Below are 21639 nucleotides of genomic sequence, written 5' to 3'. Positions count from 1 at the left end.
CAGTTTTTCCCGGTGTTTTTCTATCGTTGTCATTCACACCCATGATATTCGATTTATTAAACCACATATGGCCAATTCTGAGCCCCTATAGGTATATTCGCCCACAACAGTAGAGCTTTAGTAGTAGAATCCAATGTCTTACTCGAGCAAAAGATGACAAGCGGAAAACTGACCTCCGCGGAACAGGCCGTGTTGGACGAGATCGAAGAGCAGGACGTCGACTTCCTGCGCTTGCAGTTTACCGACATCCTCGGAACGGTGAAGAACGTCTCCGTTCCGGCCCGCCAGGCCGAGAAGGCCTTCACCGAAGGGATCTACTTCGATGGCTCCTCGATCGAGGGCTTCGTCCGGATCCAGGAGTCGGACATGCGTCTGGTTCCGGACCCGGAGACGTTCGCGGTCCTCCCATGGCGCCAGAAGGAAGACAGCGCCGCGGCCCGGATGATCTGTGACGTCTACGACACCTCCACGGGCGAGCCGTTCGAGGGAGACCCACGATACGTGCTCAGGCAGGCGATCGAGCGCGCCGAGGAGATGGGGTACGAGGTCAACTTCGCGCCCGAGCCCGAGTTCTTCATGTTCGAGGAAGACGAGGACGGTCGCGCGACGACCGAGACCGCCGACCACGGCGGCTACTTCGACGTCGCGCCGAAGGACCTCGCCTCGGACGTCCGCCGTGACATCATCTACGGGCTCGAGGACATGGGCTTCGAGATCGAAGCCAGCCACCACGAGGTCGCCCGCGGCCAGTACGAGATCAACTTCGAGTACGACGATGCGCTGTCGACGGCTGACAACGTCGCGACCTTCCGGACGGTCGTCCGCGCCATCGCCGCCGAACACGACCTTCACGCGACGTTCATGCCCAAGCCGATCCCGAAGATCAACGGCTCGGGGATGCACACGCACATGTCGCTGATGACCGAGGACGGCGAGAACGCCTTCCACGACGAGGACGACGAGTTCAACCTCAGCGATACCGCCCACTCCTACCTCGCCGGCATTCTCGAGCACGCACCGGCGATCACGGCCGTCGCGAACCCGACGGTCAACAGCTACAAGCGCCTGGTGCCCGGCTACGAGGCGCCCGTCTACGTCGCCTGGTCGGACCGCAACCGCTCGGCGCTGGTCCGCAAACCCGCGGCTCGCGTCCCCGCGGCCTCACGCGTCGAGTTGCGCTCGCCGGACCCCTCGTGTAACCCATACCTCGCCTTCGCCGTCATGATCCACGCTGGTCTCGACGGCATCGAACAGGATCTGGACTGTCCGGATCCGATCCGCGAGAACATCTACGAGTTCGACGAACAGAAACGCGAGGCGTACGGTATCGACACGCTGCCGTCGAACCTCGGCGAAGCCGTCGAGGCCCTCGAGGAAGACGAAGCCATCTACAGCGCACTCGGCGAACACGTCGCTCCCAAGTTCGTCGAAGCCAAGACTCAGGAGTTCGAGGAGTACCTCGTCGACGTCTCCCAGTGGGAACTCGACCGCTACCTCGAGACGTTCTGAGGACGGCTCCCGGCTGAGACGCTGATCGGTTTTTCGTTTACCGATATCGAGAGCCAATAGCAGTTGCTGGTCGAGCGCGATAGTGGCCAACCGTCCGTCAGACTGTCGGACAGCAGTCACTGCAGCGGGGTCGCCGGACGGAAGCGGCGACTGCTCACGATAGTGCTGTCCGGCAGTATCAGCTTCGGCACAACCGCGAGTGTTCTGCGATCGAAGTGGCAAACAGTGACGGCGATCCGTCTCAGTGCAGCCAACCGAGTACTATCGAACTCTCGTGACGACGTACTCCTCGCCGCGCTGCTCGATCAAGCCGGCATTCGAGAGCGTCTGCAACAGCGTCAGGACCGAGAGCTTCTCCATCGCCAGGAACTCACCCAAGTCGTCGACCGTCGCACCACCCGTGGCCTCGAGACAGAGGTAGACGAGTTTGGCCTGGGCGGACTCGAGTTCGTCTGGAACCGGTTCGACGTCGGAACTGAGTCGATACTCCTGTGAACTCATTGTCACCACGACCGTCCACCGTTTTCGTATATAAATCTGTACGTATATTGAGTATATATCCATATGAGGGAATTAGTATAATCCTTCGTTATAGTTAGTATACATTATACGATGTGGCGCTCGTACAGTCTTTTGTTCGCCAATATCGGCGAGATCTCGGAGAGGTCGTGATTTCGCCTGGACAGCAATACAGTCTCCCAAGACCGGTCGTCTCCGTCTCGAGACCGGCAGGCATTTTGGCTCCGTGTCGTGACTCTCGACTCGATGACGACGACCGATCGCGATCGGCCGACACCACCGACCGAGCTGGACGACGACGCTCGAGCGGCGCTTTCGACCCTCGAAGAGCGGGACGTCGACCAGCTCCGAGCCGCCGGAGAGTATCTCAAAACGCTCGCAGCATGGAAGGTAGCGACAAACGGCGAGCAAGATGACGGAGACGAGACGGACGAAAGCGACCGCGAGTATCCCCCCGGCGTTCCAGAGCGGGCGAGTGTCACGATCAAAGAGATCGCCGGCACGACCTACACCTACTACCAGTGGCGCGACGGGGATCGGATCGAGTCGAAGACGGTCAAACGCGAGTGAGTCGTCGACGGTAGTTGTTCGGATTTGGGTGTCTCGTTCGATCCGTTCCCGTCGCAATACCTAACTGATATCGTGAGAGACAATCCCCCATGCTACGCGTTTTTTACGGTATCATCGCACTTGTAGCCGCCTTCGGTGGCGTCTTCGTCGTATACGAGGCAGTATCGTATACCGACGAACAACGGGCTCGCGCACCACGATACTGGCTAGCCTTCGCCGGCAGCGGGGCGGCTCTCTGTCTCGTCGGCGTCGGAACCATCGCGTGGCTACTGGTCGGTGGCGACGTCCCGTCGGCCGTTGGTGTGTTGGTTCTGGCCACAGCGCTCCCGAGCCTCGTTCAGGCGCTTTTGCACCGCTGGCTCGATGCCGAGCGAAGCCCGCTGCTCGAGCGACTCAGTCGCGTCGCGGCGCGGCGATTCGGCGACTCTCAAGATTGATACTGGCGGACGGCACTATTGGCACACCGTTACTGGAGATCCCACTCCTCGTCGTCGACCCGAACACGCGTCAGTTCGTCGCGATCACCGAGCAAGCGAAACTCGAAGCCACCGTCGTCGCGTTCGTACTGCAAGGACAGCGTCGTCACGTCGGCGGTAACTTCCGCCGTATGAGACGGCTGTTCGTCCCGTGATTCGGGCGGCTCGAGATCGTAATCCGTGTAGGAGACGCGAGTCGATGCCTCGATAACGTCGTCGGAACCGTAGACGTCGGCGTCGATTCCCTCCGTTTCCGTCTCTCGTACCTCGAAGTGGTACGTTTCCATCGGCATACGACCCCTTGACTCGAGTGAGGGATGGCGGTTCGGCCTACATACGCTTGCGGCTGGCGCGTGCAGATGGCCGAAGAATCACCGCTACACCGACTCGTATGGCCCGAGTCGCGTTCCGTCCAGCAGATACGCCTCAGCGTCGACCAGTCCTCCGGGCAGAAACGGCGCCAGAAACGACTGCTCCGGAACGTTCACCCACGTCCCGCCGACGAGGTCGTTGAACGCGGGCACGACGACGACTCGCGGTGATTCGCCGCCGCTCTCGAGCCACGACACGTCTTCGTACTCGGGTCGCTCGAGAAACGGCGCCGGATCGAGCCGGCCGCGGAGCCACGCTCGTTCGACGCGGCTGCCGCCGATCTCGTCCTCGAGGCGGACACAGGGATGTTCGTGGCCCAGACAGACGACGTCGCACTCGAGAACTGCCGGCGCGGGCCAGGTGTGGCCGTGACAGACGCCGACGGCGCCGTCGCCGAGGGCGACACCCCGTCCAGGAGCCACGGTCACCGTGTCCGGATCGAACTCGAGGGCCGCGGCCTCGCGCTCGTCGTCGGGCGTGAGCCAGGACTCGATCCCGCCGTCGTGGTTACCCTTCACGACTGTTATCTCGAGCGATCGCGGAATCGCGTCGAACAGGACCTCGAGTTCGCCGCGTTCGGCGCCGCCGGGGTCACCGATCGAGTGCATCAGATCGCCCAGCACGACGAGGCGGTCGGGATCGGTTCGCTCGAGCAGTGCGAGCAGTCGCTCCCGGCGGTCGGGGGCCTGGCTAGGGACGTCGACGCCGCGTTCGTACCGCAGTCCGGCCTCGTAGCCGGCGTGGTAGTCGGCGACGAGCAGCGCACGTTCGGCACCGAACGTGGCGGTCGCGGCCGGCTCGCCGGGAACCGGTTCGACGCGAGCGGGGGACACACGACGGGACACGGGCGACATCGGTCGACCGCGTTAGATCGCTTTCAGCGTCTCGTCGTCGGGTTCGTAACACTGGCCGCCCATCAGCGCGTCCTCGATCGCGTCCTCGATCGCCGATTCGTCCGCGCCGGTGTCGGCGGCGACTGTCTCGACGAGTTCCGTCCGGTCGGCACCGCTGCCGTCGTCTAGCGCCTCCATCGTCTCGATAACGCAGGACTGGAGGTCGACGTCAGCGGCGAGTTCGTCGCCTTCGTCGTCTTCCGAGTCCGCGGCCTCGTCCGATTCCGGCTCGGGAGCCTCGGTACTCTCGTCGACACCGGCCTCCTCGTCCTCGACGTTCGACGGTTCTGCTTCGAGGTCGGGCGTGGCTTCCGGCTCGGCGTCGGTCGGTTCGAACTCGGTGTCGGCCTCGAGACCCGACTCCGGCGGCGCACCGAGATCGTCGTCGACTGCGTCGACCGTGCCAGTGTCGTCGGCGCCGGCGGGATCGTCGGTCGCCGCGGCGTCGGCGGCCGCCTCGCTTTCGGTCTCGAAGTCGTCGGCAGCAGGCGTTTCGTCGGGTTCGGGCACGTCGATGTCAGCCCCGCCGGGCTCCTCGACCTCCGTCCCCGTCGTGAACTCGGCGCCGAACTCCGCCTCGAGTTGCTCGCGCTCCTCGTCGTCCATCTCGTACATACCGGTGTCGTCGAAGTCGCCGAGATCGTCCGGCTCCTCGTCGACGGAATCGGACGGCTCGGCCTCGGAGACGTCGGACGACTCCGAGGACTCGTCGAACGTCGCCGTCGGTTCGTCCGGCTCCGGATCGGACTGGGTTTCGACGGTCGAACCGGCGTCTTCGGACGTCGATTCAGCCGATGGGGCCGTCTCAAGCGTCGCCTCGGCGACCTCGGTGTCGGCCGCAGTGGCGGACTCGCGATCCGTTCCCGTCGCCGTACCGGTGGCCGAATCGGTCTCGAGTGATTCGGTCTCGGTACCGGTGTCTACGGCCGCTTCCCTTTCGCGTTCTCCGGCGCCCGAGACGGCAGCCTGTGCCGGCTGTGTGTCAGGTTCGTCCGAGACGGACGACTCGGGGCCGGCGAGATCGACGTCGGTGACGGCAGCCAGTGAGTCGAACGTCGCGTCGCTGTCGGGAGCGGACGCGTCGGGGGCAAGCGAGAGGCCGCTGACCTGATCGCGCTCGTCGGCGACGACCTCGACCGCCTCGATGGCAACGTCACGCAGAGCCTCGAGGTAGGCCGGCGTCGTGCCGTAGTGGTCCTGTGCGAGCGCCACTCCGGCGGCGAGGCCGGATTCGACGCCGGCCTCGCAAAGCGCATCGGTCAGTTCCTCGCCGCTTGCGTCGCTCGTGGCAGCTTCGGCGTACGTCCCGACGCGCTCGAGGGTCTGTTCGGCCGCGCTGACGACCCAGCGGTCGCGGGTGTCGGCGTCGACCGTCGCGATGCTTTCCGGACGAATAGAGGTGTAGACCTGCTCGGCGTCCTCGGGCTGGAACGTCCGGGCTTTCCCCGTGACCGCGACGAACGCGGGCGGCTCGAGTCCCTCCAGGGTCGCCAGTTCGTCGGGTTGGTACTGGCCGGCGTAGACGACGAACGCGCCTGTCGGATCGACCACGCGAGCCCGGACCATCTCGTCGTTGACCGACGTAACTTCGGTGAGCGTCCCGACCACGAACAGCCGGTTGAGTCGCGCACCGGTCGGCGAGATGACGTAGTTGGGCGCACGCTCCTCGTCACTCTCGGCGTAGGACAGTGAGGCGTCGTCGTACTCGGCGGCGAACAGCCGATAGGCGATTTCACGTCCCGGAACCGCCTCGTCCTCGCCGTCGTCGGTCGCGCTCATGCGTTCACCTCCTCGAGGAAGGCAGTTGCACGCGCTTCGGGATCCTCGGCGCTCTCTTCGAACTGTTCGGCGTCGAGATTAGCACCGTATTCGTCGACCGAGAGGTGCCCACGCACGCGGAACTCGCGGCCGACGATCTGCTCACGGATCGTGTCGGCGACGACTTCCTGATCCATCGCCTCGCGGGCTTGCTCTAAGGCGTCCTCGAGAGTGCCGCCGTAGACCTGTTCGGTCAGTTCATCGTCGAGGACGACCGTGAGCGCGCCGGTGCCGTCGTCGAGGATCGCCTTCACGCGCAGATCGTCGATGCCGTCGACGTCGCCGTGGGTCCGGCACTGTCCTTTCTGGATGACACGGTAACACTCCGGACAGCGCTGGATGAGTCCCGAGCCGTCGCGTACGGCGAGGACGTTACCGACGAGTTCGACGTCGTAGATGCCGCCAGTGCCGACGGCCTCGCCGACGTCCATCGTCGTCGTGTCGGCCCCAACCTCGATCTCTCGGTCGATGGGCGTCACCGTCGAGAACTCCGAGACGTTCACTTCGGGGACGCCACGGAACTCCTGGACGTAGGCGTTCTCGATCCGGACTGGACCGCCGTCCTCGATCGCGGGCGCGGGATCCCAGTTCGTAAACGGAAGGCGGCCGCTCTCGTCGCCGAAGACGCCGCTCAGAATTTCGGTCTCGCCGTCGCGGCCGTCGATCGTCCGACGTTCACACTCGATGACGTCGACCTCGACGTTTACCGCACGGTCACCCGTCTGGAGGTCGGCAAGCTCCGCGTCGCCGCCGATTTCGGCGGCGATTTCGAGCGAGTCCTCCTCGAGTGACAGCGACGTGCTCTCGCCGAGGTTGAGTTCGGGCTCGCCGTCCCACTCGCGGACGCCCGCGTTGCCCGCGGTGATCGTATCGCCCGGCGTGAGACCGAAGTCCTCCCAGGCGGTGTAATCGATCGTTCCGCTCTCGTCAGCGAGTCGCCCCTCGACGATGACGTGATCGGAGCCCTGATATCGGATCGATCGCTTGCCCGCGGTGAGGACGACACCGGTTACGGTGACCGATCCGTCCTCGGGCGTGATCTCGGCGATCTCCTTGCTCGAGGGCGCGGCGCTGCCGCCACCCCCGTCGCCGTACTTCCGGCGAAGGCTCCCTTTGGCCTCGTCGATAGGAACGCTGTACTCTACCAGATTCTGCAGGTCGGATTTGACCTCCTCTTTGTCGACACCGAGGTCGGAGGCGAGATCCTCGGCATGGTCGTCGAGTTCCATCACCGGCCTTTCGAGCGGAGGCTTAAAAAGCGTTCCCGAGAGAACCGAACGAAGAAAAGACGACGTCGTCCGAGTGGTCGTCCGATTGCGGTACGTTCATGTCGATTTCGTGCGAACGCTTTTCACGACCGCCCGAAAACCGGAATCGCAGTGGTCTCGATCGGCGAAGTCGTCGTGATCGCGGGGTTGGCCGGCGCGGCGACCGGACTGGGTGCACTCCCGATATACGTCACCGATCGAATCAGCCACCGGCTCTACGATGCCGCAGTCGGTCTCGCGGCGGGGATCATGTTCGGCGCGGCCGTCTTCGCGCTCGTCGTCCCGGGACTCGAGGTCGGTTCGCTCCTGGAGGTCGTCCTCGGCGTCCTTCTCGGCGCGGTGTTTCTGCTCGCCGTGAATCGATTGCTCCCGCACGTCCACCTGCTCATCGCCGACGAAGCCGACCGGACCTATCCGTCGACGACTGCCGAGGAGACCGTCGAAGCCGACGAACTCACGGTCGCGTCGGACGGTGTCGAGACCGAGGATGCAGACGATACCGACGATCCCGCCGAAAACCGACGGCGAGCGATACTGGTCGGGAGCGCCATCACGATCCACAACGTCCCCGAGGGGCTGGCGGTCGGGATCGCCTTCGCGGGCGGCCTCGAGGGCGTCGGAATCGCACTCGCGATCGCCATCGCGATCCAGAACGTCCCCGACGGGTTCGCGATGGCCGTTCCGGCGAGTCGAACGGGACTTTCGAACGCGAAGACGACCCTGTATACGACCCTCTCCGGTGCAGTCCCCGAGCCGATCGCCGCAGCCGCCGGATTCGGACTCGTCGTCCTCGTTACTGGGATTTTTCCGATAGCTGCTGGGTTCGCCGCCGGGACGATGATGGCCGTCATCTTCCGGGAACTGATTCCGGCCAGTCACGGCCACGGGTACGCGGACGACGCGACGCTTACGTTCGTGCTCGGCTTCGTCGTGATGGTGATCGTCGACGTCGGGCTCGCGGTGTGATACTACCGGACAACAGTCAGTAAACACCCGATCGCGTCTCGACGTCTGTCGCGTTCCGCGACAGCGTCTCGAGTGCGATCGGTGTGTGCATCGTTTTGTCCGGAAGTATGAGATGGACTCCTGTCGATCCGGCCGACGCTCGAGTCGCCGACGGGTGTTTTCTTTAGGGTTGGCCACACAGCAGGCGTATGCACGTCGTCGTCAACGCCGCCACGAGCGCGGACGGGAAACTCTCTTCGCGCCGTCGCGAACAGATCGCGATCAGCGGCGAGGAGGACTTCGCTCGCGTCGATCGACTCCGGGCCGACAGCGACGCCGTCGTCGTCGGCGTCGGCACCGTCCTCGCCGACGATCCCCATCTCACCGTCAAAGACGAGTCGCTGTGTGAACGGCGACTCGAGCGCGGCGAGTCGGAACATCCCGCACGCGTCGTGATCGATTCGAAGGGACGGACGCCGACCGACGCCGCGATCCTCGACGACGCGGCGACGACCTACGTCTGTCTGAGTGAGGCCGCCCCCGTCAGCACGCGGATGGATCTCGCCGATCACGCACAGCTCGTGACCGCCGGCGACGATCGCGTCGACCTCCTGCGGGCGTTCGCGGCGCTACAGGAACAGGGCATAGAGCGACTCATGGTCGAGGGCGGCGGCGAACTCATCTTCTCGCTGTTCGAGGCCAGGCTGGTCGACGAACTACGTGTCTACGTCGGGGCGAAGATCATCGGCGGCCGCGACGCACCCACGCTTGCCGACGGCGACGGGTTCGTCGACGAGTTTCCGCTGTTGAGTCTCGAGCGCGTGGAACGACTGGACGATGGGGCGTTGTTGTGCTGGTCGGTCGATAGCTGACTCGAACGAAGACGCTGGTTCGACAGGGCTCTACAGTCCTGTCGATCGTCTCAGCGATGTTCTCCGTCCGCGAACGGATCGGTAAGCAGTGCCGAGCTACTCGAACTCCGGCTCTCGATCCTCGAGGAACGCCGCCATTCCCTCGCGCTGGTCCGCCGTTCCGAACAGGCTGCCGAACGTCCGCTTCTCGAAGGCGAGTCCGCTGGTCAGGGAGCCCTCGTGGCGCTGGTTGAGCGTCTGTTTGGCTGCACGCATCGCGACGGCCGGCTTCGCGGCGAGTCGATCGGCCAGTTCGTCGACGGTTGCCTCGAGTTCGTCGTCCGGGACGACGTCGCCGAACAGGCCGGCCTCGGCGGCCGACTGGGCGTCGAGGCGCTCGCCTAAGAAGATCATCCGGCGTGCGGTCTCGTCGCCGACGAGTTCCGGCAAGCGCTGGGTGCCGCCCCAGCCCGGAATGATACCGAGATCGATCTCCGTGTTACCGATGAGTGCCGACTCGCTTGCGACTCGCAGGTCACAGGCCAGTGCCATCTCGCAGCCGCCGCCGAACGCGTAGCCGTTGACCGCCGCGATCGTCGGTGCCGGAAACTCAGCCAGCGCGTCCGCGACGTCGTGACCGAGTTCGCCCCACTCCTGGGCCTCGGGTGTGTCGAGATCCTGCATATACGCGATATCGGCGCCGGCGATAAACGCATCGTCGCCCGCACCGGTAACTACGAGCACGCGGGCGTCCTCGGCTGCGGCCTCAGTGATCGCCTCGCCCATCACCTCGAGGGTCTCGACGTTCAGCGCGTTCATCGCCTCGGGACGGTCGACGGTCAGCGTTGCGACGTCACCATCCCACTCGAGTTCGACGGTATTCCATGACATACCCCGGCGTTCGAGCCCTGCCATGAAATACCTTCGGAAAGTGTCAGGTCCGGCCGGACTCGAGCGATCGAATCGAGTGGTGTATCCCGGACGGACCGAACGAACGAACCCGTCGGTTCGACGAGCGGACGAGTTCGAGCGCGAGGGTCCGGGGCGAGCAGTGGCGGACGTCGGCAACCGCTGTCGACGAAGCCACGCCGAGCGAGGCCGACACGTCCCGTCACACCTTTCCTCGAGCGAGGTCTACACTTGAGTATGGAACGCGCAACGTTTGGCGGTGGCTGTTTCTGGTGTGTCGAGGCCGCTTTCAAGGAACTCGATGGCGTCGAATCGGTCACGTCGGGGTACGCCGGCGGTCATACGGACGACCCCACCTACAAGGAAGTCTGCTCGGGCCAGACGGGACACGCAGAGGTCGTCCAACTCGAGTACGATCCCGACGTGATCGCATACGAGGATCTCCTCGAAGTCTTCTTTACGATCCACGATCCGACCACGAAAGATCGCGAGGGCCCCGACGTCGGCTCGCAGTATCGATCGGCGATCTACGCCCACGACGACACGCAACTCGAGACTGCCGAGGCGTTCGCGGCGGAACTCGAGGAGGAAGGGCTCTACGAAGGGATCGTCACCGAGATCGAGCCGCTGGAGACGTTCTACGAGGCCGAAGAGCATCATCAGGACTACTTCGAAAAGAACCCAAACGACGCCTACTGTACGATGCACGCGGCACCGAAAGTCGAGAAGGTCCGCGAGAAGTTCGCAGCGAAACCGGACTAGTGGCGTTCCAAGCCTGAACTGCAGAGTCGAATCCGGTGGTGTGGAGCGATTCGATCCTGCGGCCGACGGTCTGGAGGGACGAGTTTTCTCCGACGGAGTTTCGGAAATCGGTCGCTCGTGTCCGGAGAGCGAAAATAGTCGGCTGTGCCAACGGGTATCGGTCACCCACAGACGCTCGCCGGAACGTCCAAACGTCCACGGAACCGATACTGGACCGCGAATATTACCACTATTTCAAAGTCAATCATCTATAGCTGGACGTATAGATAATATCTCGGCCAGGAAAGCAGTGTTTACCCGAGAAGTAAGCTTTATTATTGGACAGACAATATGTGATGATGAGGTGGTGATGATAACAAACCACACGAAACGACACTAACCCGGAGACGATCCCTGTGGCCTGTGATGTTCACCCACTGTGCCGATACCATACACGGCGGAAGCCCCAGATCATCATGCCCTAATCCTCGGCGACCCTTTTTCGAGGATTTCGTACGGTTGAGGTGCGCTAACCGAAGACCAGTGACGATATCCGTCGTTCTCGTGTGCACACTTGCATCGACTCGAGTTCGCTCGCACGAGCTGGAAAGATACGTCCGTCCGGCACCCATCGATACTGTATGGCCACTCGAACGGACGTCCTCATCATCGGTGGCGGTGCGACCGGTGTCGGGATCGCCAGAGACCTCGCACTGCGGAACATCGACGTGACACTGGTCGACCGTGACGGACTTTCAGCCGGCACATCCGGCCGCTCACACGGGTTACTACACAGCGGGGCCCGCTACGCCGAAAGCGATCCGGAAGGCGCACGCGAGTGTCTCGAGGAGAATCGAATCCTGAGATCCATCGCAGGGGAGTGTATCCGGGAGACGAAGGGGCTGTTCGTCCAGCGACGCGAGGACGATCCAGCCTACTTCGAGGAGAAACGTGTGGCCTGTGAGGACGTCGGGATCCCGGTCGACGTGATCGACGGCGAGACGGCTCGAACAGCAGTTCCGGACCTCGCGGACGCGGTCGAGCGCGCGATGTGGGTCCCCGACGCCGTCGTCGTCCCCTCGAGACTCGTCGCAGCAAACGCGGCCGACGCTCGCGACCACGGCGCTCGAATCCGTCCCCATGCGCCGGTGACGTCGATGAGCGTTGCGGACGGCCGCATCGAGACGGTCACCCTCGAGCGCGACGGTGGCGTCGAGACGATCGAGCCGACGATCGTCGTGAACGCGGCCGGTGCCCACGCCGGTCAGGTCGCCGCGATGGCAGGCGTCTCCGTCGAGATGCGACCGACGCGGGGCGTCATGATCTCGGTCGAGTACGAGAATCTCGAGCCGGTGCTCAACCGCTGTCGCGATCCTGCCGACGGGGATATCGTCGTCCCACACGACGACCAGGTCGTTCTCGGCACCACGAGCGTCCCGGTCGACGATCTCGACGACTACGAGACCGCCGACTGGGAGATCGACACGACGGTCGCCGAGTGTGCGGCGATGCTACCGCCGGTCGAAGACGCCGCCCACGTCCGGACGTGGTGGGGCGTTCGACCGCTGTACGAGCCCGAGGAGGCCGAGCACGGCGGTCGCGGCATCTCCCGCGGGTTCCACGTGCTCGAGCACGCAGACGACGGCGTCGAGAACGCCATCACTGTCGTCGGCGGGAAGCTGACGACCTACCGACGGATGGCCGAGACGACGGCCGATCTCGTCTCGGAGCGCCTCGGCGTCGACACTGCATGTCAAACTGCGGAGACCGACCTGCCGGGAGCGTCGGATCCGGCGGCGCTAGACGCGTTCGTCCGAGAGTTCGACGGGCAGGGGCCCACGGACGCGGACCTCGTCGAAGGAAACGAGTGACGTACCGACCACCGCCGTTTTCGACGCGAGACGGACGAAACGACGGCGAGAACAGAACGGGGAGTGCTGGAAGTACGATGCCTGCGATCTACAGGCGTGGGTAGCGATCGAACGAGTCCCAGATCAGTCGTTCGCTTCGATCTCTGGGGCCGGCGTCGCGTCGGACTCGAGTGCCTGTTCGTCCAGCCACTCCTCGGCATCGAGGGCGGCCATGCTTCCGGTTCCGGCGGACGTGATCGCCTGTCGGTAGTCGGGATCCATGACGTCACCCGCACCGAAGACCCCCTCGACGGCGGTTGCCGTCGTCATTCCCTCGAGCGTCTCGAGGTGACCCGAATCGGCGAGTTCGACGGGCGTGTCCTCGAGGAAGTCGGTGTTGGGGACGTGACCGACGCCGTAGAAGATCCCACCGACGTCGACTTCCTCGCGGTCGACCTCGTGACCCGACTCGAGTTTCTCCGTCGGATAGCCGTCGGGGTGGGAGACCAGCGTCGCACCGGTGACACCGTCGTCCTGTGAGCCGTGGATCTCGAGCAGTTCCGTGTTCCAGCGGATCTCGATTTTCTCGTGGTCGTGGGCGCGTTGGGCCATGACCTCGGAGGCCCGCAGTTCGTCGCGGCGGTGGACGATCGTGACGCTGTCGGCGAACTTCGTGAGGAACAGCGCTTCTTCCATCGCGCTATCCCCGCCGCCGATGACGAGGACGTCGTCGCCACGGTGGAACGCGCCGTCACACGTCGCACACGTCGAGACGCCATAGCCCATCAGCTCGTCTTCGTTCTCGGCACCGACCCAGCGGGCGCTGGCGCCGCTCGCGACGATCAACGCCGTCGTCCGGAGCGTGTCGCCGTTTGAAAGCCCGAGTTCGAACGGTCGATCCTCGAGGGTCGCTTCCTCGACAGTGCCGTGGACGAACTCGGCGCCGAACGACTCGGCCTGTTCTTTCCCGCGCTGGATCAGTTCCATGCCGCCGACGCCCTCGGGGAATCCGAGGAAGTTCTCGACGTCGGTGGTCAGCGTCAGCTGACCGCCGGGCTCCGGGCCTTCGAGGACGATCGGCTCGAGGTCGGCTCGTGCAGCGTAGACCGCAGCCGAGAGACCGGCGACGCCGGAGCCGACGATCACCACGTCGTGAACGGTGTCGGTCGCCTCGTTCATTCAGTGTATCCCTCGATCAGGTCACGGAGTCGGTCTGCCGGCAGAGCGCCGGTGTGCTGTTCGACCTGTTCGCCGTCGGCAAAGAGCACGAGCGTCGGCACGCCGCGAACCCCGTAGGCGCCCGCAAGCTGCTGGTTGGCGTCGACGTCGACTTTCGCGATTACGCCGTCGGTCTCGCCAGCCAGACGTTCGAGAACCGGCTCGAGCATCTTACATGGGCCACACCAGTCGGCGTAGAAGTCGACGAGGACGACGTCGTATTCGTCGACGATCTCGTCGAGGTGGTCACTACCGTCGACTGAGAGTGGTTCGTCGACCGCCGCTCCGTCCGATCCGCTGTGGGAATCAGTTGCCATCACTCCTCCGTAGGGCCCAGTAGCGTTTAAAGGTTTTGTGTGTATCGCGCAATACAGTGTGCGACGACTCACGTCACGTCGGCGAATGAAAACGAATCGATCGGGCACATCATACAAGCTATCTCACAATACCGGTGGTGATCAAGTTTTAGCCGCGGCTGGAACTGAGAGCCGTCCGACGTAGCCGAGCCACGAGCCGGTTTTACCGTCGAATCGGAACCCCTGTCGTTTGGCACGTCGTGGATCCGTTCCCGGGTGATGACCGGCCGCGGGAGTTCAAGCCAGTGGCGCTGCGAGTAGGGACACGGAGACGGGTTTCGGCGTGCGTACACCGCGCCGGCGATGGCGGCGAGTGCACCGACTGAAACGAGCGCTCCGATCGTCCGTCGAGAGAGCATACGTCGTGTGTTTTCGACGACGGGCAAAGTCCTTGAGACGGTCTCCTGTCGCCACGTGCCGCCGATCGCCACACGGGTCGGCGATCGCCAAGAACTCGGGACAGCAGTCCGTATGAGCTGTCTCGAGTCCGTTCCGGCGATCGAGCGATACGGCAACACCGTCGAGAACCGACGATGCAGAACGCGGCGAGTTACAAGCGAAACGACTCGTCGCCGAGTACTGGAGGTGTGTCTCGGTTGCCACCTGATCCAGTCCGATCGTTATAAACCAATAGAAAAGGATATCACCAAGGCCGGCGAAATATTTAAGTATCTTTCGTCCTAACTCTACGTTAGTAAGAGCGACTTCCGGGTTTTTTACTCCGTCCGGTAGTCCTCGCGAACCTGCCCTCCATTCGCAGGTGAGAGACATGACAGAGGCACGTATCCGAACCTACGACGAACAGACGCACGGATCGAACACGGAACCAACGAGCGCAACGACGCCGGAACGAGAACGCAAACGAGACGACGAGAACCACAGCTGTCCGGAGTGTAGCGGCCGCCTCGTCAGCGACGACGAACACGGGGAGACGGTCTGTGAGGCGTGTGGCCTCGTCGTCGAGGAAGACGAGATCGATCGTGGGCCGGAATGGCGCGCGTTCGACAGCGCCGAGCAAGACGAGAAGAGCCGCGTCGGATCGCCGACGACGAAGCTGATGCACGACGACGGGCTGTCGACGAACATCGGCTGGCAGGACAAAGACGCCTACGGCAAGTCGCTCTCGAGCCGCCAGCGCCAGAAGATGCAGCGCCTGCGCACCTGGAACGAGCGGTTCCGGACGCGCGACTCGAAAGAGCGCAACCTCAAACAGGCGCTCGGTGAAATCGAACGGATGGGAAGCGCACTCGGTCTCGGCGAGTCGGTCCGCGAGACCGCGAGCGTGATCTATCGCCGAGCGCTCGAGGAGGATCTGCTCCCCGGCCGCTCGATCGAGGGCGTCGCGTCGGCAGCCACCTACGCTGCGGCCCGACAGGCCGAGACGCCCCGCAGTATCGACGAGGTCGTCGCCGTCAGCCGCGTCGGCGAGATGGAGTTCAAGCGAACGTATCGCTACATCGTCCGCGAACTCGGCCTCGAGATCGAGCCAGCCGACCCCGAAAGCTACGTCGGCCGGTTCGTCTCGGAGCTCGACCTCTCGGGCGAGGTCGAACGCCGCGCTCGCGAGCTCCTCCGGACCGGCAAGGAGGAAACCGTCCACGTCGGGAAGAGTCCGGTCGGGCTCGCGGCAGCTGCCGTCTACGCGGCGACGCTGGACACCGACGAGAAGATCACGCAGTCGGCCGTCAGCGAGGTGTCGGAGATCAGTGAAGTGACCATCCGGAACCGCTACCAGGAGCTGCTCGAGGCCGAGGAAACGGCTGCGTAAGCCGACGGTTTACCGGTGGTACTGTCCGACAGTCTGCGTTTTCCACCCGATCGATACGGGTATCGATCGATTACGATTCGGCGAACGTACTCGAGATCGTACGTTCGCGCCAAACGAGGATGGGATTTCTTATGCCTACTGCGTGTACGGCGGACGGCATGAGCGACGGATACGACTCGAGACGGCCGAGAACGGACAGGCGGTCGATGCTCGTCGCAGCCGGCACCACGCTGGCTGGACTGGGGGCGCTATCGACAGTTCAGGACGTGAACGCACAGGAAGACGAGTGGCCCATCGGCGGGCCCGAAGACGGAGCAGAAGCAGACGAGTGGGACGAAACGGTACCCGACGACTACGACGAGGTACAGACGATCACCGACGACACTGGGTCGATCGAAATCACGGTTCCAAGCGTCTGGAGCGACGTGGATAGTACACCGGCCGGGATCGGACCCTCGATCTGGGCTGCTCCCGATCTAGCCGGGTTTGCCACCACCTGGGACGTTCCCGGCCTCGAGGTTTACACGACGACACAACTGGGTTCGGATCTGGAGCCAGTTTTGGATCTGTACCTCGAGGAACTCGGTTTCGCCGACGACTGTACCCCAACACAGCGGACGTTGTTCCGAAGCGACGGGTACGCGTTTCTGACACAGCCGTTGTATCAGTGTGCCGGAACTGAAACGATGTTTCTGGCAATGGCCGGGGCACCGATAGACGAGCCGGAAAACGGGCCACCAACGGACGACCAGCCCGAAGACGAAATGCCCGGACCTGGACCAGGACCCGGCCCTGAAGACGAAATTCCCGGACCCGGACCTGGGCCCGGCCCTGAAGACGAAATGCCCGGACCCGGACCAGGACCCGGCCCTGAAGACGAAATGCCCGGACCTGGACCTGGGCCCGGCCCTGAAGACGAAATGCCCGGACCCGGACCAGGACCCGGACCGGGTCCAGGAGACGATATTCTAACGGATGCACCGTATATTATCATCTTCGGCGCTCAAATCGTCACCGAGCAAGACTGGGACGCGGTTATCGAGGCCATCGAGTCGCTCGCGACTCGCTCGCCGGACGCTCGAGACGCTTGATACGGATACGTCAGTAACGTTCGAGAGCGATCGTCACGCGGTCAGTCGTGATCGTGGTCGCTGTGGCTGTGGTCGTGGTCATGATCGTGATGTTGGTGTTCGTGTGCGCCGGCCCCACGACGTGTGAACTGACCGCTGAAGGCCCGATCGACGACCTCCGAGAGCGCAGGATGGACGTGAACCGACTCCCGGATGTCCCAGACGGTACCCGTGCCCGCCTTCATCGCGACGACGACTTCCTCGATGAGGTTCGACGCCTCCGGACCGACGATGTGACAGCCGAGAATCTCGCCGTCCGGTTCGATGATCACTTTGACCAACCCTTCGGTCTGCATCGCCTGACCGCGAGCGGTGTCCTCGTAGCGGTACGTCCGCGTCGCGTACTCGCGGGACTCCTCGTCGAGGTCCTGCTCGCGGAGGCCGACGCCCGCAACCTCGGGTGAAGCGAACACCGCAAACGGCATCGCGGTGTAGTCGACCGGCTCGAGTTCATCTCCGAACAGATTCCGTGCGACGGCACGCGCCTCGTGGTTCGCGTTGTGTTTCAGCAGGTACTCGCCGACGATGTCGCCGAGCGCCCAGATTCCGTCGGCCGTCGTCCGCAGGTACTCGTCGGTCTCGACGAACCCGCGTTCGTCGGTTTCGACGCCCGTGGCCTCGAGGTTCAACAGGTCCGAATTGGGCCGCCGTCCCGCCGCGACGAGTAGCGTATCGCCGGTGACGGTCACGTCTTCGTGGTCGTCCGCGTCGTCCCACGCGGGCGGATACGGTCGTGCCTCGACGGTCACCTCACCGTCGGACTCCGAAACAGCGACGGCTTCGTAGCCGGTGTAGACGTCGAACCGATCGGCGTAGCGCTCGGTGAACGCGGCACCGACGGCCTCGTCTGCCTGTGGGAGCAGGTGAGGACGGCGTCCGACGATCGCCACGTCGCTCCCGAAAGTTCCGAAGAAATGTGCGAGTTCGGCACCGATGTAGCCGCCACCGACGATCACGAGCTGCTCCGGCGGCGTCTCCAACTGGAGCGCCTCCTTGCTTGTGAGGGAGTCGACGTCCTCGATACCATCGATTGGGGGGATCGCCGGCCGAGTACCGGCCGCGACGAGGACGGTGTCGGCCCCGACGCGTCGGCCCTCGTCTCGCCCGTCGACGATTTCGATCGTCCGCTCGTCGACAAACTGGCCTTCGCCCTCGAGCAGGTCGTGTTGCTCGGACGACCGCAGCCCGCGTCGGATCGAGTCGGCGCTCGCGGAGACGTCGTCAGTGACCTCGCGAACGATATCGGCGAACTCGACGTCGGTGACGTCGACGTGGATCCCGAACTCGTCGGCCCGATCGACCGTCTCCATCACCTCCGCGTGGTACAGCAGCTTCTTCGAGGGTATACACCCACGGTTGAGACAGGTTCCGCCGAGTGGTCCTTTCTCGACGACTGCGACCGACTGACCGCGATTGGCCGCCGCGTTCGCGACGTCAAGTCCGGACCCCGAACCGATAACCAGGAAGTCGAAGGCGTCGCCGTCCATCTCCATGTGGATATCGCCACCGTCAGGTCACTTAAACCAGTCCGCAAAAACACCGATCCGACGCCAGAGTTGATACTGCCGGACAGCAGTCAGTAAAACGTCGGTCGCGAACTCGCGGCCGTCCCCGCGGGTGACGGCCGCAGTAGCGCGACCGGTCGATGAATCGTGCTGTCCGACAGTATGAGACGGGCGACTCGAGTCGGGTTCGCCACCGGAACGGACGTATCCTGCTCTGATACGGTCTACTGTAGTCAATTACCGCCGATCGCCGACCCCGTCCTGGCGATCGGCGGTAAATAGGTACAGCAGTCCGTATGAGACAGTCACGTCGATCGAAAACGTCCCTGGCGGCTTCATGCTGGTCGCGGTCGTTCGTCGACCTATGGACCGAATCGAGTACGTCTACACGGTCGGGATGAAAGACGAAGAGGTCGAAGGCTATCTCGAGAGCGTCGACACCGGTGTCCTCGCGCTCGCTTCGGCAGGGGACGCGTACGCAATCCCGGTGGCACATCATTACGACGACGAGGGATCGATCTACATCCGTCTGTCAGCCGACAAATCGAGCACAAAGCTGTCGTACCTCGAGGATACGGACACCGCGTGTCTCACCCTGTACGACGTCGACGAATCGGGAGACTCCTGGAGCATCATCGCTACCGGACCGCTACGGAAACTCAGCGGTGACGAGCGAGAGACGTTTGACGCGACGGCGGTCAACGAATCGTTTCTCCAGTTGCGAGTCTTCGACGAGGACATCGAAGCGATCGATCTCGAGATATACGAACTCGAGATCGAAACGCTCACTGGGCGAAAAACGGGGAACTAGCATGGCCACTGATAGTTAGTTCGTACCCACTCATACGGACTGCTGTACCGATCTGTCATCTACCGCCGATCCCGTGTGGCGATCGGTCACACGTGACGACAGTGGACCGTCGCACACGACGGCCGTCGCTGCCGACCGAAAAACTGCACTATTCGACGGTGGTGGCGTCGCCACTGGCGGCGGTCCTGTCGTCGGTCTCGGGTGTGTCGACAGTTTCGGCCTGGTCGTATTTGTCTTCGAACGCCTGGATCAACTGACTCATCTTCGCGTACCAGTCGTTGATCGTCCGTTGCATGTCGTTTGCGATCTGGGTCGGATCGGTCGGGTAGTAGACGTGGTAGTAGCCGCCCTGGTCGTAGTTGATCTGCTCTTTCTGGAGGAGTCCGCTCTCGAGCAGTCGCTGGATCGACCGATAGGCAGTCGAGCGCTCGCGGTCGACGCGGTCGGCGACCGCATCGATCGTCAGCGGTTCGTCGCTCTCGACCAGCACCCTGTAACACTCCTTGTCGAGTCGTTTGAGGCCGTGGATACACTCCAACAGTCCTTCACACACCATCTCCTGCTGGAGTTGTTCGGCCATCGAGTCCGCCATTGTCATATCAAGTATTGGTTCCGCGTGCTCATAAGGGTTTTGTGAATATCATACAATACCAAATGGGAGAAAAGCGTACCACGTCCGCCGTGGCCGATCCGTCTCGGCGGCGACGACGATCGTCGCTGTGCTCGAAAGCACCCCCGGTCCCGGTCGCTCACAACACGTACTCGGACGGATCGCTGTCCGTCAGTTCCGGCGCGACTGCGACCTGTCGTGCTGTCGTCCGGTAAATCGGTACAGCGGACCGAATCAGTAGGGTGGCCGCTGTGCCTGAATAACCGATGCGAGCTGCTGGTGTTCGTCGGCGAGCAGTTCGTTTAGGTCGTCGACAGTGATGATCCCCGTCAGCTCGCCGTCGGAATCGACGACCGGCAGTCGCCGGACGCCGTGTTCGCTCATCAGTTCGGTCGCTTCGTAGAAGCCGCTGTTTTGCTCGATCGTACACAGGTCCGTCGACATGACGTCCTCAGCGGTGAGTCCGTCGGGGCTCTCGCCCTCGGCGATCACCTGTGTCGTCAGATCGCGATCGGTCACGATTCCGGCGGGTTCGCCGCCGTCGGTGATCACGATGCTGCCAACGCTCTCGTCGTCCATCGTGGATGCGATTTCTTGGATCGAGTCGTCCGTGCTTGCCGTAACGACGTCACTCCGTGCGAGGTTTTCGACTGGCATCGGTCCGGGTTATCCTCGCCACGCTCGAGACCATAATACTGCGTGGCGTCGGTTCGACCGCGTTACAGTCACGACCGCAAACAGTTCTCGAGTGCGTCTCGAATCGATGTCAGTACACGTCTCGAGGAGGAAGAAAACACGTCGGCGAAGCGAAATCGGTCAGGTCTGATGAACGCCGGTCGACGAATGTATGGACGATGGCGAGCCGACAGTGCGACGGTCAGCTCTCGGCGGGCACCGGGCCGTCCTCGACGTGTTCGTACTTGTCCTCGAACTCCTGGATGAGTTGACCCATCTTCGCGTACCAGTCGTTGAGCATCCGCTGCATGTCGTTTGCGATCTGGGACGGGTCAGTCGGATAGTAGACGTGGTAGTAGCCGCCCTGATCGTAGTTGACCTGTTCTTTCTGGATGAAGCCACTCTGGAGCAGTCGCTGGATCGACCGATAGGCGGTCGAGCGCTCGCGGTCGACGCGGTCGGCGACCTCGTCGATCGTCAGCGGTTCGTCGCTCTCGACCAGTACGCGAAAGCATTCCTTGTCCAGTTGCTTGAGACCGTGGATACACTCCAGCAACCCCTCACACTCCATATCCTGCTGGAGTTGTTCTGCCATCGAATTAGCCATGACGTACTGAGCGATAGGGAGTGCACTGGTAAAAGGATTGTGTGAGTATTGTACAATCTCACTGACCGGCAGTGACGACACGACAGAAACCACAACAGGAGACCGTATCATACGGCCTCCTGTCGTCACTGCCCGCCGATCACCGACCCCGCCCTGGCGAGCGGCGGGAGACCGGGACAGCAGTCCGTATCAGTCGTGTGGGTGAAACCGCTTGACGGCTCGGTCGACCGCCTCAGCT

22 protein-coding genes are annotated in these 21639 nt (G+C 63.2%); 10 read left to right on the top strand and 12 right to left on the bottom strand.

All coding sequences use genetic code 11. The annotated features are described in order from the left end of the window. Positions 1-153 precede the first annotated feature (153 nt). Complete coding sequence (glnA, locus tag RBH26_RS16680; protein WP_306759515.1) at positions 154-1509, top strand: type I glutamate--ammonia ligase; 1356 nt, start codon at positions 154-156, stop codon at positions 1507-1509. 261 nt (positions 1510-1770) lie between these two features. On the opposite strand, the gene RBH26_RS16675 is transcribed toward glnA, so the two are convergent. Continuing rightward, positions 1771-2010: a MarR family transcriptional regulator gene (locus tag RBH26_RS16675; protein ID WP_306759514.1), complete on the bottom strand. Its 240-nt coding sequence runs from the start codon at positions 2008-2010 to the stop codon at positions 1771-1773. Between the two features lie 264 nt (positions 2011-2274). Here RBH26_RS16675 and RBH26_RS16670 point away from each other — a divergent pair, with 264 nt between their 5' ends. Beyond that, complete coding sequence (locus tag RBH26_RS16670) at positions 2275-2598, top strand: hypothetical protein (RefSeq protein ID WP_306759513.1); 324 nt, start codon at positions 2275-2277, stop codon at positions 2596-2598. An 89-nt stretch (positions 2599-2687) separates the two neighbouring features. Continuing rightward, positions 2688-3035, top strand: a complete 348-nt coding sequence (locus RBH26_RS16665) for a hypothetical protein (protein WP_306759512.1) — start codon at positions 2688-2690, stop codon at positions 3033-3035. A gap of 29 nt (positions 3036-3064) precedes the next feature. Here the strand turns inward: RBH26_RS16665 and RBH26_RS16660 are convergent, their stop codons facing one another. The 4 genes from RBH26_RS16660 to RBH26_RS16645 all read right to left on the bottom strand — a co-directional run bounded on the left by RBH26_RS16660 (position 3065) and on the right by RBH26_RS16645 (position 7386). Next, on the bottom strand, positions 3065-3367 hold the full coding sequence (locus RBH26_RS16660) for a hypothetical protein (RefSeq protein WP_306759511.1): 303 nt from the start codon (positions 3365-3367) through the stop codon (positions 3065-3067). A gap of 84 nt (positions 3368-3451) precedes the next feature. Then, the gene (locus RBH26_RS16655) at positions 3452-4300 is read right to left on the bottom strand and encodes a metallophosphoesterase (protein ID WP_306759510.1); all 849 of its coding nucleotides are present in this window, start codon (positions 4298-4300) and stop codon (positions 3452-3454) included. Positions 4301-4312: 12 nt separating this feature from the next. Continuing rightward, on the bottom strand, positions 4313-6118 hold the full coding sequence (locus tag RBH26_RS16650; protein WP_306759509.1) for a hypothetical protein: 1806 nt from the start codon (positions 6116-6118) through the stop codon (positions 4313-4315). After that, complete coding sequence (locus RBH26_RS16645) at positions 6115-7386, bottom strand: Single-stranded DNA binding protein (RefSeq protein WP_306759508.1); 1272 nt, start codon at positions 7384-7386, stop codon at positions 6115-6117. Before RBH26_RS16645 ends, RBH26_RS16650 begins: the two co-directional genes overlap by 4 nt. 150 nt (positions 7387-7536) lie before the next feature. Here RBH26_RS16645 and RBH26_RS16640 point away from each other — a divergent pair, with 150 nt between their 5' ends. Both RBH26_RS16640 and RBH26_RS16635 read left to right on the top strand, forming a co-directional pair. Next, positions 7537-8391 carry a ZIP family metal transporter gene (locus tag RBH26_RS16640; RefSeq protein WP_306759507.1) on the top strand — a complete coding sequence of 285 codons (855 nt, stop codon included), beginning with the start codon at positions 7537-7539 and terminating at the stop codon, positions 8389-8391. 188 nt (positions 8392-8579) lie between these two features. Continuing rightward, positions 8580-9242 carry a 2,5-diamino-6-(ribosylamino)-4(3H)-pyrimidinone 5'-phosphate reductase gene (locus RBH26_RS16635; protein ID WP_306759506.1) on the top strand — a complete coding sequence of 221 codons (663 nt, stop codon included), beginning with the start codon at positions 8580-8582 and terminating at the stop codon, positions 9240-9242. A 96-nt stretch (positions 9243-9338) separates the two neighbouring features. Here the strand turns inward: RBH26_RS16635 and RBH26_RS16630 are convergent, their stop codons facing one another. Next, positions 9339-10112 (bottom strand): enoyl-CoA hydratase-related protein, encoded by a 774-nt coding sequence (locus RBH26_RS16630; protein WP_306759505.1) that lies wholly within the window; start codon positions 10110-10112, stop codon positions 9339-9341. A gap of 255 nt (positions 10113-10367) precedes the next feature. On the opposite strand from RBH26_RS16630, the gene msrA reads away from it, so the two are divergent. Both msrA and RBH26_RS16620 read left to right on the top strand, forming a co-directional pair. After that, positions 10368-10892: a peptide-methionine (S)-S-oxide reductase MsrA gene (gene msrA / locus RBH26_RS16625; protein ID WP_306759504.1), complete on the top strand. Its 525-nt coding sequence runs from the start codon at positions 10368-10370 to the stop codon at positions 10890-10892. A 620-nt stretch (positions 10893-11512) separates the two neighbouring features. After that, positions 11513-12742 carry an FAD-dependent oxidoreductase gene (locus tag RBH26_RS16620; RefSeq protein ID WP_306759503.1) on the top strand — a complete coding sequence of 410 codons (1230 nt, stop codon included), beginning with the start codon at positions 11513-11515 and terminating at the stop codon, positions 12740-12742. Positions 12743-12865: 123 nt separating this feature from the next. Here the strand turns inward: RBH26_RS16620 and RBH26_RS16615 are convergent, their stop codons facing one another. Both RBH26_RS16615 and trxA read right to left on the bottom strand, forming a co-directional pair. After that, positions 12866-13900 (bottom strand): FAD-dependent oxidoreductase, encoded by a 1035-nt coding sequence (locus RBH26_RS16615; RefSeq protein ID WP_306759502.1) that lies wholly within the window; start codon positions 13898-13900, stop codon positions 12866-12868. Continuing rightward, positions 13897-14256, bottom strand: coding sequence for a thioredoxin (gene trxA, locus RBH26_RS16610; protein WP_306759501.1), 360 nt, complete (start codon positions 14254-14256; stop codon positions 13897-13899). The genes RBH26_RS16615 and trxA overlap by 4 nt, the downstream gene beginning before the upstream one ends. 808 nt (positions 14257-15064) lie before the next feature. On the opposite strand from trxA, the gene RBH26_RS16605 reads away from it, so the two are divergent. Continuing rightward, entirely contained in the window at positions 15065-16063 is a 999-nt protein-coding gene (locus tag RBH26_RS16605) for a TFIIB-type zinc ribbon-containing protein (RefSeq protein ID WP_306759500.1), read from the top strand. 158 nt (positions 16064-16221) lie between these two features. Further along, the gene (locus RBH26_RS16600; RefSeq protein ID WP_306759499.1) at positions 16222-17154 is read left to right on the top strand and encodes a hypothetical protein; all 933 of its coding nucleotides are present in this window, start codon (positions 16222-16224) and stop codon (positions 17152-17154) included. A gap of 41 nt (positions 17155-17195) precedes the next feature. Here RBH26_RS16600 and RBH26_RS16595 read toward each other — a convergent pair whose 3' ends face one another. Continuing rightward, on the bottom strand, positions 17196-18686 hold the full coding sequence (locus RBH26_RS16595; protein ID WP_306759498.1) for a dihydrolipoyl dehydrogenase: 1491 nt from the start codon (positions 18684-18686) through the stop codon (positions 17196-17198). Between the two features lie 376 nt (positions 18687-19062). Here RBH26_RS16595 and RBH26_RS16590 point away from each other — a divergent pair, with 376 nt between their 5' ends. Next, entirely contained in the window at positions 19063-19509 is a 447-nt protein-coding gene (locus RBH26_RS16590; protein WP_306759497.1) for a pyridoxamine 5'-phosphate oxidase family protein, read from the top strand. Between the two features lie 148 nt (positions 19510-19657). Here the strand turns inward: RBH26_RS16590 and RBH26_RS16585 are convergent, their stop codons facing one another. From RBH26_RS16585 to RBH26_RS16575, 3 genes are all read right to left on the bottom strand, one after another. Next, positions 19658-20101: a helix-turn-helix domain-containing protein gene (locus RBH26_RS16585; protein ID WP_306759564.1), complete on the bottom strand. Its 444-nt coding sequence runs from the start codon at positions 20099-20101 to the stop codon at positions 19658-19660. Positions 20102-20353: 252 nt separating this feature from the next. Continuing rightward, complete coding sequence (locus RBH26_RS16580) at positions 20354-20776, bottom strand: CBS domain-containing protein (protein ID WP_306759496.1); 423 nt, start codon at positions 20774-20776, stop codon at positions 20354-20356. 220 nt (positions 20777-20996) lie between these two features. Beyond that, on the bottom strand, positions 20997-21401 hold the full coding sequence (locus RBH26_RS16575; protein WP_306759495.1) for a helix-turn-helix domain-containing protein: 405 nt from the start codon (positions 21399-21401) through the stop codon (positions 20997-20999). Positions 21402-21639 lie beyond the last annotated feature (238 nt).

The sequence above is a fragment of the Natronolimnohabitans sp. A-GB9 genome (assembly GCF_030848565.1).
In the GTDB taxonomy this organism is placed as follows: Archaea; Halobacteriota; Halobacteria; order Halobacteriales; family Natrialbaceae; genus Natronolimnohabitans.
Note: the sequence above shows the minus strand (reverse complement) of the source record. Positions and strands in the feature narration are given on the sequence as shown.